The following is a 15,801-nucleotide window of genomic DNA, read 5'->3' as shown; positions in this document are numbered from 1 at the left end:
TATCGCGTTGCGCCGCAGTCCAACCCAGCAGACCAGCGTGGCTCACCGTCACGCCCTTGGGCACACCGGTGGAGCCCGAGGTGAAGATCACATACGCGGTGTCGGCGACGCCCGACGGCACCAACCGGTCAGCATCGGTGATCGGATCGGCGCTGCGCCCAGACACGTCCAGACCGTCGATGCGCAACACCGCACGCTCTCCGGCTCCGGCCACCGTGTCGGCGCCACAGGTCAACACGCACACCGCACCCACCGCGTCCAACACCGCAGCGATGCGCTCCACGGGATGGGTGCGATCCACCGGCGCGTACACCCCGCCGGCTTTGACCACAGCCCACCAGGCCACGACCAGCTCCACGCTCCGATCTATCGCCACGCCCACCGCGCGCTCTGGACCCGCCCCGACCTCGATCAGCACCCGCGCCAACCGCGTCGACCACTGGTCCAGATCGCGGTACGACAGGATCCGGCCACCGTCGATGACCGCCACCGCATACGGATCGGCCGCCACCGCCGCGGACAACAACTGCGGGGCCATCCCCACCGGGGCGACCACACCAGCCCCCGACCAATTCGACAGCACCAGATCGCGCTCGCCGCGATCGAGCAATCCCACCTCGCCGACCATCACCGAGGCATCAGCCACCACCGCCTCGACGACGCGCCCGAACCAGGTGACCATCCGCTCGATGGTGGAGCGGTCGAACAGATCGGTGGAATACAACACCAGCCCCGCCGCCATCGGCGCGTTCGGGTCCTCAGTGGCTACCTCGCTCAGCTCGATATCGAGATCGAACTTCGCGGTGCGGGTGAACACCTGCACCGCCTCGACATCGAGTCCGTCGAGCGCCATGTCCGGATGCACATTGTTTTGGAACACCAACAACGCCTGAAACAGCGGATGATGCGCCGTCGAACGCACCGGGTTGAGTTGTTCGACCAACAACTCAAACGGCACATCCTGATTGCTGTAGGCATCCAACGCCTTACCGCGCACCAGTTCGAGCACCTCGCTGAACCGCTGCGCCGGGCTCAGCCCCACCCGCAGCACCCAGGTGTTGACGAAAAACCCGACCAGCTCATCGAGCGCCTGATCCATTCGCCCGGCGATCGGCGCACCCAACGCCACGTCATCGCCAGCCCCGGCCCGGTGCAACACCACCGCCATGACCGCCTGTAGCACCATCGAGGCCGTCGCGTTGTGCGCCGCGGCCACCTCCTTGACCCCCGCCCACAACGGCGGGTCGATACGCAACTCCACCGTGTCGCCGCGGTAACTGGGCACCGGCGGGCGCGCCCGATCCGCCGGCAGCGACACCACCTCGGGCAGACCGGCCAACTCATCGCGCCAATAGGCCAACTGCGCGGCGATCACACTGTCCGGGTCAGACTCGTCGCCCAGCCAATCCTGTTGCCACAGTGTGTAATCGGCGTACTGCACCGGCAACGGCGGCCAGTCGGGCACCTGGCCCCGCACCCGCGCCGCATACGCCTGACCCACATCCCGAATCATCGGCGCCAGTGACCACCCGTCAAAAGCGATGTGGTGGGCCACAATTCCGACCACATACTGCTGCGGGCCTACCGCATAGATCTGCGCTCGAATCGGGATCTCGGCCGACAGATCAAACCGATACCCTGCCAAGGCCGCCAACTCGCCGGCCATATCCTGCGCGGCCAGCGACACCACCGCCGGGCCGCCGCGCTGCCACATTCCCGGCTCAGCCGGCACCACCCTCTGGAAGGGCACACCGTCAATGTCGGGAAACACCGTGCGCAGCGACTCATGCCGGGCGATCACATCGTCGAGGGCCGCGCCGAGTGCCTCCACATCGAGCGGCCCGCTGATCCGGAAAGCGGTCGGCATGTTGTAGGTCGCCACCCCACCCTCGAACCGGTTGAGGAACCACATCCGGTTTTGGGCGAAGGACAAGGGAACCAACGCGGGCCGCTCAACGGGCACCAACGGCGCGCGTCGAGCCGCCTCGTCACCGATGCGGGGCGCCAACTGGGCCACCGTGGGCGCCTCGAACAAGGTGCGCACCGCGACGCCGGCGTCCAATGACTTGTTGATCGCGGCGATCACCCGCATCGCCGACAGCGAGTCCCCGCCCAGGTCGAAGAATGAGTCGTCGACCCCGACGCGGTCAAGCCCGAGCACCTGGGCGTAGATGCCGGCCAGGATCTCCTCGGTCGGAGTGCCCGGGGCCCGATACTCACCGGCGGTGTAATCGGGCGCCGGCAGGGCGCGGGCGTCCAATTTGCCGTTGGACGTCAACGGCAGCATGTCGAGCGCGACGATCGCCGTGGGAATCATGTGCGCGGGAAGCCGGTCGGCCAGCGCGGTGCGAACCTGCGCCGGGTCCGCGGTCCCAGTGATATAGCCGACCAGACGCTTATCGCCGGGACGGTCCTCACGGGCGATCACCGCCGCCTGCTCGACGCCCTCCAGCCCAGTTAGTGCGGTTTGGATCTCGCCCAGTTCGATGCGATAGCCGCGAATCTTGACTTGCTGATCGGTGCGGCCCACATAGCGCAGCTGCCCATCAGTGCCCCATCGCACCAGATCCCCGGTGCGATACATCCGTTGTCCTGGCGCCCCGAACGGGCAAGCCACAAATCGCGACCCAGTCAACCCCGCCCGACGCACATAGCCGACCCCGACCCCCGCACCGGCCACATACAACTCACCGATTACACCGGCGGGGACCGGCCGCATCGACGCGTCCAGCACAAACAATGCTGCCCCCGACGCCGGCGCACCGATCGGCACCACTCCCGACCCCGCTGTCAGCGGCGCACTCATCGCCGCATACACCGTGGTCTCAGTCGGGCCATAGGCGTTGACCATCACCCGCCCGGACGCCCACCGATCCATCACCTCAACCGGACAGGCCTCACCGCCCACCAGCAACGCCGTCGATTCCAAGCCGTCCTGCGAGAGAACCCCCACCGCAGACGGCGTTTGGGTCAGCACGCTGACCTTTTCACCGACGAGGATGGCGTGGAAGTCGTCCGGAGAGGCGGTCACCTCCTCGGGCACCACCACCAGTCGTCCACCATGCAGCAGCGCACCCCACATCTCCCACACGGAGAAGTCGAAGGCATAGGAATGGCACTGCGTCCAGACCTGCCCCTCCGGCAAGCCCGCATCCAACGAATCCAGCTGCTGGGTCACGTTGCGGTGGGTGACGGCCACCCCCTTGGGGGCACCGGTGGTTCCCGAGGTGTAGATGACGTAAGCGATGTCGTCAGGAGCCGGCCCAGGCAACCCTGTGCCCGGTTGCGTGTCGACAGCGGGGTCATCGACGTCGATGATCAGCAGGTCGCGTCCACGGAACTGATCAACCAGACCGCCGGTTGTGACCGCTGCCATCGGCGCTGCGTCGTCGAGCATGAATCCGATCCGGGCCGCCGGAAAAACCGGGTCGATCGGGAGATAGGACGCTCCGGCCTTGAGCACCGCCAAGATCGCCACGACCGCCTCAGCAGACCGCGAAAACAGCAGCGCAACAGACTGTCCCGGACCAACACCGTGGCCGGCCAACAGGTGTGCCAACCGGTTCGACGCCTCATCGAGCTCGCGATAGGTCAACGACACCTCACCGCAGCGGATCGCGACACCCTCCGGAGCGCGCGTCACCTGCTCCGCAAACAACGCCGGAATCGACACCGCAACCGAGGGCTGGCTCAACACCGCCCGGTGCCCCCACTCGTCCAAGCGGGCGTACTCGTCGGCATCCAGCAGATCGATCGACGACAACCGCCGCCCAGTCTCAGCGGTCATGAGTGCCGTCCGGCATCGGCGGTCATGGCCACCAACACCCTCCGGAATCGGTCGATCAGCCCCTCAATGCTTTCCGCATCGAACACATCGGTGCGAAACTCCACAACTCCTCCAATTCCGGCGCGCTCACCGGCGTCGGTCCAGCGTTCCCCCAAAGAAAAGACCAAATCCATGCGAGCAGTCTGGCTGCCCACCGGCAGCGTCGTGACCTGCAGATCACCCAAAGACAGCCTGGACGCCGATCCGCTGTCCAACCCGGGAAGGTTCTGCCATGCGAGCATCACCTGGATCAGCGGGTGATGCGTCAGGGACCTGGTCGGGTTGAGACGGTCCACAAGCATCTCGAACGGCACATCCTGATGCTCGAAGGCAGCCAGACTGCGCTGGCGCACCTGGGCTAGCAACTCGTCGACGGTGGGATCCCCGGCCAGGTCCAACCGCAGCACCAAAGTGTTGACGAAGAACCCGATCAACTCATCGAGTGCGGGGTCGCGACGCCCGGCGATCGGGAACCCGATCGCCACATCGGGGCTGGCGCTGATCCTGGACAGCAGTACCGCCAACGCCGCCTGCAAAACCATGAAACTGGTCGCATTGTGCTCGCGAGCCGCGGCATCCACCCGCTCCTGCAGTTCGGCCGGCCAGTCGACCTCCACCATGCCGCCGCGGTAATCGGCGACCGGCGGGTAGGGCCGATCGGTGGGCAGATCCAGGTGCTCTGGCATGCCTGACAGGGCCTGCTCCCAATAGGCCAGCTGCGCAGAGATGCGGCTGTCGACATCATCGGGCTCACCCAGTTGCTCGCGCTGCCACAGCGTGTAATCGACATACTGCACCGGCAACGGCGCCCAATCCGGGGCCTGCCCCGCACACCGGCTGGCATAGGCTGCATCCAGATCGCGCGTCAGTGGGGTGATCGACCAACCATCAGCGGCGATATGGTGTGCGACGATAACCAGCAGGTGCTGATCCTCAGCGATACGGAAAAGCCTTGCCCGCAAAGGGATCTCGGTCGCCAGATCAAACGGATGACACGTCACCGCGTCGACGGCCTCATCCACACGGTCTGCGGACCACCCAACCGCATCGACAACCTGCCAACCGAAATCGGCCCGCTCGGCGGGGATTACGAGTTGTTGGGGTATCCCCTCGGGTGCCACAAACAACGTGCGGAGGGTCTCATGGCGACCCACGACATCGGCCAGCGCCGCCCCCAACGCATCAGCGTCAAGCCGCCCATCAAGCCGCATCGCGGCTGCGATGTGATAGATCGACGTGGGTCCCTGTAACTGGTCCACGAACCACAACCGCTGCTGGGCGAACGACAACGGAACCACCGCGGGCCGCTCAACGGCCACCAACGGCGCACGCCGTCCCGCCTGCTCGCTGACGCAGGGCGCCAACTCGGCCACCGTGGGCGCCTCGAACAAGACGCGCACCGAAACCTCGGCGCTCAGGCTCGCATTGATCTCGGCGATCACCCGCATAGCCGACAGCGAATCCCCACCCAGATCGAAGAACGAGTCGTCGACACCAACCCGCTCGAGCCCCAGGACCCGGGCGTAGATGCCGGCCAGGATCTCCTCCACAGCGTCGGCCGGGGCCCGGTAGTCACCAGCGGTGTATTCCGGTGCGGGCAGAGCCCGCTTGTCCAGTTTGCCGTTGACCGTCAACGGCAACGCGTCGATCACCACGACCGCCGCGGGCACCATATAGGCCGGCAGCCGCTCGGCCAGCCGCGCGCGCACTTCGGCGGGTTCGGCTGCGCCGGTGATATAACCCACCAAGCGCTTGTCGCCTGGGCGGTCCTCAGTCGCGATCACCACCGCTTGCTCCACGCCGTCGACTGCGGCGAGCGCCGCCTGGATCTCGCCCAGTTCGATGCGATACCCACGGATCTTGACCTGCTCATCGGTGCGCCCCAGGTACTGCAACTGTCCGTCAGCGCTCCATCGCACCAGGTCCCCGGTGCGATACATCCTTGCCCCCGCACCTCCGAACGGACACGCCACAAACCGCGACGCGGTCAGCCCGGCCCGGCGTATATAACCCAGCCCGACGCCGGTACCGGCCACATACAACTCACCGACGACTCCGACCGGCACCGCACGCAGCCAGCCATCGAGCACGAACAACGCCGCCTCCGACACCGGCGCACCAATCGGTGTCACACCGGAGTTCGGCGTCAACGGCGCACTCATCGCCGCATACACCGTCGTCTCGGTCGGGCCATAGGCATTGACCATCGTCCGCCCCGGAGCCCAGCGGTCCACCAGCTCAACGGGACAGGCCTCACCACCCACTATCAACGCCATCGACGCCAACCCCTCCGGGGAGAGCGCCCCGACTGCCGACGGGGTTCGGGTCAGCACACTGACCTGCTCCTCAACCAGCAAATCGTGGAAATCCTCCGGAGAGCCCGCCACCTCTTCGGGCACCACCACAAGCCGCCCCCCAAGCAGCAGCGCGCCGCAGATCTCCCACACCGACATGTCAAACACATATGAGTGACACTGCGACCAGACCTGCCCGGCGGCCAGGCCAATACCCAGCGAGTCAAGATGCTGGGCCAGATTATGGTGGGTGATGCCCACCCCCTTGGGCACACCCGTGGTGCCCGAGGTGTAAATCAGATAGGCGATATCGTCGGCCGCCGGCACCGGCAATCCGGTGTGCGGCTGCAACTCCACAGCGGGATCATCGACATCGATCACCAACAGGTCGTGTCCGTTGAACCGGTCAACGAACCCCGCGGTGGTGACCGCGGCGATCGGTCCGGCATCAGCGAGCATGAATTCGATCCGGGCTTCCGGGAAAAGCGGGTCGATCGGCAGATAGGCCGCCCCGGTCTTCAACACCGCCAAGATAGCTACGATCGCATCAGCAGATCGCGGAAACAGCAGCGCCACACAATCACCCGGGGCCGCCCCATGGCGGGCCAACAGATGCGCCAACCGGTTCGACGCCTCATCCAAGTCGCGGTAGGTCATCGAGCGGTCTCCGAAGGTCAACGCCACCGCCTCCGGGGTTCGCGTCACCTGCGCGGCGAACAACACCGGAATCGACACCGAAGCGTTCACCGGCTCGGTCAACAGCGCACGGTGACCGATCTCATCCAGACGGGCGTACTCACCGGCATCGAGCACATCGATGGACGACAGCCGCCGGGTCGGATCAGCGGTGAGCGCCACCACCACCCGCTCCCACCGCTGGATCAGCACCTCGATGCTGGCCGCGTCGAACACATCGGTGCGGAACTCCACCGTGCCGCCGATCCCCGCCGGCTCCCCGGCCGCACTCCACCGCTCAGCCAGAGAGAACGTCAGATCCATTCGGGCAGCCTGGATTTCCGCTGGCAACTGGGTCACTTGCACGTCACCCAGAGTCAGCCCGGCGGCGGGATCGCTGCTGCGCCAGGGCAGGTTCTGCCAGGCCAGCATCACCTGGACCAGCGGGTGATGGGTACGGGAGCGGGTCGGGTTGAGCCGATCCACCAGCACCTCGAACGGCACATCCTGATGCTCGAAAGCGACCAAACCGCGCTGGCGCACCTGGGCCAACAGCTCGGCGACGGTCGGGTCTCCGGCGAGATCCATCCGCAGCACCAACGTGTTGACGAAGAATCCGACCAACGAGTCCAGGGCGGGGTCCCCGCGTCCAGCGCTGGCGATCCCTACCGGCACGTCAGTGCTCCCGCTGACCTTGGACAACAGCACCGCCAACGCCGTCTGCATCACCATGAAACTGGTCGCGTTGTGGTCGCGAGCCAGCCGATCCACCCGTGCCTGCAACTCGGCCGACCACTGCACCTCTACACTGGCGCCGCGGAAATCGGCCTCCGGGGGATAGGGTCGATCGGTAGGCAACTGCAGCCAATCGGGCATCCCGGCCAGCGCCTGCTCCCAGTAGGCCAGCTGCACCGCGAACGGGGTGTCGGCATCGGCCGGATCACCCAGGTACCGGCGCTGCCACAGTGTGTAATCGACATACTGCACCGGCAACGGCGCCCAATCCGGGGCCTGCCCCGCGCACCGACTGGCATAGGCCGCGCCCAGGTCGGCAACCAGCGGGGTGATCGACCAGCCATCAGCGGCGATATGGTGCACCACCGCCACCAGCACGTGCTCGTCCTCGGCGACGCGGAAAAGCTTTGCTCGCAAAGGAATTTCGCTCGCCAGATCAAACGGCTGACGTGCCACCGCACCAATGGCTTCCTCCATCCGGCCCGCAGACCAGCCGGTGGCATCGACCACCTGCCAATCGAATTCGGCCCGCTCGATCGGCACCACCACCTGCTGCGGCACCCCTTCTGAGGCCACAAACAGTGTGCGCAGGCTCTCATGGCGGCCCACCACATCGGCCAGCGCCACCCCCAACGCGTCGGCGTGAAGGCGGCCGGCGAGCCGCAACGCGACCGCCATGTTGTAAAGAGCTGAGGGTCCCTGCATCTGGTCGATGAACCACAACCGCTGCTGGGCGAACGCCAACGGCACCCGCTCCGAGCGCGGCATCACCTCCAACGGCGGGCGCGCAGCACCGCCGCGATTTCGCTGCAGACGATCGGCGAGATCCCCGACGGTGGACGCGTCGAACAGGTATCGCACAGGCACTTCTCTGCCCAACGCCGCCTGCAGCCGCGCACTCACCCGGATGGCGATCAGAGAATCGCCCCCCAGCGCGAAGAAATCGTCATCAAGCCCGACCTGATCGAGCCCGAGAACCTCGACGAACACCCCGGCAACGACTTTTTCGGTGTCGGTCTGCGGCGCCCGGAACGGTGTGGCGGCAAACACCGGTGCAGGCAGGGACTTCCGGTCGATCTTGCCCGAGGAAGTCAACGGGAACTCATCGAGCACCAGGATCTGCGTCGGCACCATGTACTCGGGCAACCGCGTGCTCAGATGCTGGCGCACCACACTGATTTTCGCGTTGGTGCGGGGGTCGTTGGCGTGCGTGCTGCGATGGTGAGCGCCGGCGGGAGACACATAGAGATCGGTCAGCGCAGGGGAGTTCCCGGCATCGGCGGGGGTGATGAACACTGCGTCCAGCGTGCCGGGTTGAGCGCCCCAGGTGACCGCGACGTCGTATCCGGTGGCCTCACCGAGGTGATGCAACTGTTCGGGGATAACGCTCTCGGAGCCCGCGTCGACTTTAGCCAATGCCTCGCCAACGGAGAGCCCGGCGGCCAGCGCCTGCTCGACCTGCACATCGGCAATCAGCCCGGTGCGCGGGATCTCGCTGATGCGGACAGCGGAGGGACGTTGCGACGTCAACTCGTCCTTCAGCCCAGCGAGCCCGGCGCAATCGATCCACGGCCAGGTGGGAAGGCCGGCGAGTGAGCGAACCGTGGCTGGAGACTTATGAATGGTGACGTCGTAGCGGTAGCGGGTCAGTTCATTGTCGGCCACTCCGCGTTTTACTTCGATGCCCAGTCCGGCCACCGACGGCTCGTCGGCGGCCCAGGTGGTGAAAAACTCTGGCGCCAGCAGTAATTCGGGCTCACCGAGCATCGCGCGCTGGACGCGTTGGCGGATTTCGGCGGCATCGGTACCCGAGGTACGCGCCAGCGCGATGGCGGTCTGGAAAGCACCCTGCAGGTGGTGGTTACGCACATCGCCGATGAACAGCGAGCCATTGGGGGCCAGCAACCGCATCGCGACTGCCATTACGTCGCGCAGGTAGCTCGCGCCGGGGAAGTACTGGACCACCGAGTTGAGCAGGACCACATCGAAATGGCCCTCGGGCAAGCCATCGGCCACATGGGCGGGCTGGGTCCGCAACCGCACCCGGTCTCCCCACGGCTGACCAGCGACCGCGGCCTGCAGTGCTTGGATCGTCGGCGCGGAAAAGTCGGTCGCCCAATACTCGACACAGGCCGGGCAGAGCTGTGACAACACCAAGCCAGACCCCGCGCCGATCTCCAATACCCGCCGTGGTGCCAGCGCCAGGATCCGTTCCACGGTGGCCGACCGCCACTCCTCCATCTGCTCGAGCGGAATGGGCTCATCGGTGTAGCTGCTGTTCCAGCCGCGGAAATCCATGTCGAACCCCGGCACTTCGACGTCTGCGTCGTAGAGCTCGTCGTAAATGTGTTGCCACTGATCGACGATCTCGGCGTCATGGTCCGCGCTGTTGGTTTGCTCCAACGCCACATAGGCGACGAGATGATCAGCGCCGGTGTCGCTGTGATGCACCGCAGCCGCAGCCTGGATGACCTGCGGGCAAGCCAGCAAGGTGTTCTCGATCTCGCCCAGTTCGATGCGCTGTCCACGCAGCTTGATCTGGGCGTCCGCTCGACCCAGGTAATCCAGGGTGCCCGCCGCGGTCCAGCGCACCAGATCCCCGCTGCGATACATGCGGGCGCCGACGTCGCCGTAGGGGTTGGCGACGAACCGCTCGGCGGTCAGGCCCGCGCGACCCACGTAGCCGTGCGCCACCGCTGGCCCGCCCAGATACAACTCACCCACCACACCGACCGGCACCGGGCACAGTCGCGCGTCCAATACGAGCGCACACACTCCAGTGATGGGGGCGCCGATGTCCACCGGCCGATCCGCCGACATCGCACTGCAGGTGGCCCATATCGTGGCCTCGGTCGGTCCGTAGGCATTGAACATCGCCCGGCCCGGGGCCCAGGCAGCGACCAGTTGGTCCGGACAGGCTTCGCCTCCGGTGATCAGCGTCGTCAGCCCGGCGAGCCGGGTCCGATCCAGCGATGCCAGCACCGTAGGGGTGAGAAGCGCCGCAGTGACATGCTGATCGTGCAGCACCGCGGTCAACGCCTCGCCGGCATAAGCATCGGCGCCCGCGACCACCAACGCCGCCCCCGAGGCCACTGCCAACAGCCATTCGAAGACCGACGCGTCGAAGGTCGGCGCGGCCACCATCAGCACTCGCGCATCGGAGCCCAATCCGTACTTCTCACGGTGTGCCGCGGCCACGCCCAACAGACCGGCGTGGCTGACCGCCACCCCCTTCGGCACTCCGGTGGACCCAGAGGTGAAGATCACGTAGGCGGTGGTGTTCACCTCAAGCGGCGCGAGCCGCTCGGCATCGGTGATTGGATCGGCCCGGCGCCCCGACACATCCAGCGCATCGACGCGCAGAACGGGACGCCCGCCGGTCGCGGCCACCGTCTCGACGCCACAGGACAGCACACACACGGCACCCACCGTGTCCAACACCGCCGCGATGCGGTCTACCGGATGGGTGCGGTCCACCGGCACGTAGATCCCACCGGCCTTGGCCACCGCCCACCAGGCGACCACCAACTCCATGCACCGATCCATCGCCACGCCCACCGCGCGCTCCGGACCGACCCCGGCCTCGATCAACACCCGCGCCAACCGCGTCGACCACTCGTCGAGCTCGCGATACGACACAGTTCGCGCGCCATCGGTCACCGCCACGGCATCCGGGTCGGCGGCCACCGCCGCAGCCAACAGTTCGGGGGAGACTCCCACAGCCGCGGCCTTCCCGGCACCCGACCAGCGGGACAACACCAGATCACGCTCGTCGCGATCCAGCAACGTCACTTCGCCGATCACCACCGAGTCATCGGCCACCACCGCATCGATGACCCGCCTGAACCAGCCAACCAACCGCTCGATGGTGGACCGGTCGAACAGATCCGTGGCGTAGGAAACCAATCCCGCGGCCATCGGCGCAGCCCCGTCGTCGGTGGCCATCTCCCTCAGCTCGAACGGTGCGGTCGAGTCCCCGCTGGGCATTTCCCGCAGCTCGAACTCCAGGTCCCACTTGGCAGTGCGGGTGTCCACCGACAACGGCACGACGCTGACCCCGTCGAACGCAATTTCGGGACGCACGTTGTTCTGGAAGGCCGTGGCCACCTGGAAGAGCGGATGGTGCGACGTGGAACGCACTGGGTTGAGTTGCTCGACCAACAACTCGAACGGCACATCTTGGTTGCTGTAGGCATCCAGCGCCTTCTGCCGCACCTGCTCAAGAACGTCGGTGAATCGTTGCGCCGAGTTCACCCCCACCCGCAGCACCCAGGTGTTGACGAAAAACCCGACCAACTCGTCGAGGGCGGCATCCCAGCGCCCCGCGATCGGGGTGCCCATGGCGACGTCCTCACCGACTCCGGCGCGGTGCAACACCACCGCCACCACGGCCTGCACCACCATCGAGGGCGTCGCGTTGTGCGCCGCCGCCAACGCCTTGACCCCCGCCCACACGTGCGAGTCGATGCGAAGCTCCACCGCGTCACCGCGGTAACTGGGCACGGGCGGACGTGGTCGATCCGTCGGCAGTGACACCACCTCGGGCAAGTGGGCCAAGTTCTGGCGCCAGTAGGCCAACTGCGCGGCGATCACACTGTCGGTATCAGACTCGTCACCCAACCAACCCTGCTGCCACAGTGTGTAATCGGCGTACTGCACCGGCAGCGGCGCCCACCCCGGCGCCTGGCCCTGTCGCCGCGCCCGATACGCCTCACCCACATCCCGGGCCATCGGAGCCATCGACCAACCGTCAAAAGCGATGTGGTGCAACACGATTCCGAGTACGTACCGCTCAGGGCCCAGCGCATAGATTCGCGCCCGAATCGGGATCTCGGTTGCCAAGTCGAACCGATATCCCGCCAATGCCGCCAACTCGTCGGCCACGTCCTGCTCCGCTACCGACACCACCGCCGCGCCTCCGCGCCGCCACATCCCCGCCTCCGCCGGCAGCACTTGCTGGAACGGCACGCCGTCGATATCGGGGAATATGGTGCGCAGCGATTCGTGACGGGCGATCACGTCATCAAGGGCCGCGTCCAGCGCATCCACATCGAGCGCCCCGGTGATCCGGAACGCGGTCGGCATGTTGTAGGTCGCAACCCCACCTTCGTAGCGGTCCAGAAACCACATCCGGCTTTGGGCGAACGACAACGGCACCACCCCGGGCCGCGCACCAGCGACCAACGGCTCACGCCGACCCGCCTCCCCGCCGATCAGAGGCGCCAATTGGGCCACCGTCGGCGCATCGAACAAGGTCCGCACCGCAAGGTCGACGTCCAGGCCTGTGTTGATCGCCGAGATGGCGCGCATCGCCGACAACGAATCTCCGCCCAAGTCGAAGAACGAGTCATCGACCCCGACCCGCTCTACGCCCAGCACTTGGGCGTAGATGCCCGCCAAAATCTCCTCGATGGCACTGGCCGGGGCGCGGTAACCGTCGCCATCGGTGTAATCAGGTGCCGGCAGGGCCCGTTTGTCCAGTTTGCCGTTGATCGTCAACGGCAGCGCCTGCAGCACCATCACCGCCGCCGGCACCATGTATGCCGGCAATCGCTGAGAAAGTTCGGCGCGTAGCGCGTGTGGGTCTGCGGTCCCCGTGATGTAGCCGATCAACCGCTTGTCGCCGGGGCGGTCCTCGCGGGCCATCACCACCGCCTGCTCGACGCCCGCCAGCCCCGCCAGTGCGGTTTGGATCTCGCCGAGTTCGATCCGGTAGCCGCGGATCTTGACCTGCTCGTCGGCACGCCCCAAATAGTCCAGTTGCCCATCGGGGAGCCACCGCACCAGATCCCCGGTGCGGTACATCCGCGCCCCAGCCTCGCCGAAGGGGCAGGCCACAAACCGCGAGGCGGTCAACCCTTCGCGCCGCACATAACCGACCCCGACGCCACGGCCGGCCACATACAACTCACCACCCACCCCGGTCGGCACGGGTCGTAGCCAACCATCGAGGACGAACAACGCCGCCCCGGGCACCGGTGCACCGATCGGCACGTCCCTCGACTCCGGCACCAGCGGAGCGCTGATTGTGGCGTACACCGTCGTCTCGGTCGGGCCGTAGCCGTTGATCATCACCCGGCCCGGCGCCCACCGATCCACCACCTCAGCCGGGCAAGGCTCCGCGGCGATCATCAGCGCCGCCGACTCCAATCCCTCCGGCGACAACATCCCGACCGCCGACGGGGTCTGGCTCAACACGGTGACCTTCTCGGTGACGAGCAACGTGTGCAGATCGGCCGGCGAACGGGTCACGTCTTCGGGCACCACCACCAAACGGCCCCCAAACAGGAGCGCACCCCAGATCTCCCACACCGAATAGTCGAAGGCAAGCGAATGACACTGCGTCCACACCTGCCCCGGCGCCAACTCCACACCCACATCGAGCTCATCGAACAGCCGAGTCACATTCTGGTGAGTGACCGCCACGCCCTTCGGAACGCCGGTGGTCCCTGAGGTGTAAATGATGTGAGCAACATCGTCCGGCGCCGGACCGGGCAAACCCGTGCACGGATAGGTGTCGATGCGCGGGTCGTCGACGTCGATCACCGCCGCCTGGCAGCCATCGAGCCGCTCGGCGAGTTCTCCAGTGGTGACCACGGCGATCGGCTCGGCGTCTTCCAACATAAACCGAATCCGCGCCGCCGGGACCACCGGATCGATGGGTAGATAGGCGGCACCGGTCTTGAGTGCCGCCGAGATCGCCACGATCGCCTCGGCGCAGCGCGAAAACAGCAGCGCCACAGACTTTCCCGGGCCTGCGCCCTGGTCGGCCAACAAATGCGCCAGCCGGTTGGACGCCTCATCGAGCTCGCGATACGTCCACGACTGCTCTCCACAAACCAACGCGACTGCTTGCGGGGCACGCGCCACCTGGGTGGCGAACTGCGCCGGAATCGACACCGCGCTCACGGACTCGGCCAACACGGCCCGGTGGCCAGCCTGATCCAGCCAGGCCTGTTCGGCGCCGCCAAGCACCTCCACCGACCCCAACGCACCCGTCGGGTTGGCAGTCATCGCCACCAATACCCGCTCCAACCGCTTTGCGAAATCGACGGCGTCGAAATCTGGAAGCTGTTGTGCTGCACCCATTGTGCTGAGATAGAGCTCGTCACCGGCACCAGAAAAGACAAGGCCCAGGCCGCCGACCACGCCGGCGTTGGTCAACGACGCAACTGCTGGCGCACCACCGAAGTCCAGAGCGAACGTAGACGGGAGGAAATTGACGCTCACCCTATTAGCGAGCTGCCCTGGGTCACGGGGGTTGACTTGACGCTCAAGAGCGTCGACCGGAAACCTCTGATGCTCCAGCGCTTCCCGGATACGCGCGTCGACATGCTCACAGAATTCGGCAATCGGTGCTCCTGGCGACACCGTCAACACCAGTGGCAATATTCCCGCGACCATCCCGGGGAGGGTCTTCGACTCTGGGCTGACTCGTCTGCTGACCGGGAAGTCGAGCACCAACTCGGACCCTTCAGCGCACCACCCACGCACCAAGAGCGCGCACGCAGCGGTGATGACGGATGATCGCGGAAGGCTCCGCGCGTCGGATAACCCGTGCACTCGACGAAGGACTGCGGGGTCCAATCGCACCGACGCTGACGGCCAGAACGGATCGGCCTCGCCTACCGCCCGGGGGATTCGGTAATTCTGCGGCGCCACCGTCGGAAGATTCTCGGTCCAGTAAGCCTGATCTTCGAGATAGTCGTCGGACGCTTCGTAGTTTGATTCGCACTCGACCAGATCTCGTAATGAACCGAAGAGGGCGGGGGAAATCGGTTCCCCAGAGATGATTGCCGAGTAGACAGTCGCAATCCGATTGCCGACCAGGGCAATACCGGATCCGTCGAGGACTATGTGGTGGCAGCATCCGAAGAAGTAGAATTCGTCAAGTCGTGTCTGGAACAACGCAAATTTGAAGAGGGGGCCGGTGAACGGCATAGGTGTGCGCTGTATCGACGACGCTATCTCGCGGGCATGCTCAACGGGCTGGTCCGAGCCGCTCAGGTCGAAATAGGCCAGCTCGACCTGCGGGTAGTCGACCGCCCGCTGGAAAACCTGCCCGTCTTCCTCGAAGAAGGCAGCCCTAAGCGGCTCGGCCTCGCGCACCACTCGGCGGATCGCCCACTCGAGGGCATCTCGATCTACCGCGCCCCCGATTCGGACGAATAGCCCAACGTGCCACTCCGTGCCGGAGTGACCCGTTTCATGTGCGAGATATATTTCCAGTTGGCCGCGTGTCACCGGCAGCGCCTGGTCAGCAAGTTCCAT

At 66.1% G+C, this 15,801-nt stretch carries 2 protein-coding genes (1 of these 2 only partly in view); both read right to left on the bottom strand.

Going from position 1 to position 15,801, the window contains the following annotated elements:
* Nucleotides 1-3,787, bottom strand: the start of a protein-coding gene (locus tag QGN32_RS15650) for a non-ribosomal peptide synthase/polyketide synthase (RefSeq protein ID WP_326545272.1). Its footprint begins 26,735 nt before the window's first position; the window shows 3,787 of its 30,522 coding nt (coding positions 1-3,787); it begins with the start codon at nt 3,785-3,787; the stop codon falls past the left edge of the window.
* A complete protein-coding gene (locus QGN32_RS15645; RefSeq protein ID WP_442791713.1) occupies nt 3,784-15,801 on the bottom strand; it encodes a non-ribosomal peptide synthetase in 12,018 nt (4,005 codons plus the stop codon). The genes QGN32_RS15650 and QGN32_RS15645 overlap by 4 nt, the downstream gene beginning before the upstream one ends.

Source organism: Mycolicibacterium sp. ND9-15 (assembly GCF_035918395.1).
GTDB lineage: Bacteria > Actinomycetota > Actinomycetes > Mycobacteriales > Mycobacteriaceae > Mycobacterium.
The sequence above is the reverse complement of the archived record's forward strand: the minus strand, read 5'-3'. Positions and strand labels throughout refer to the sequence as shown.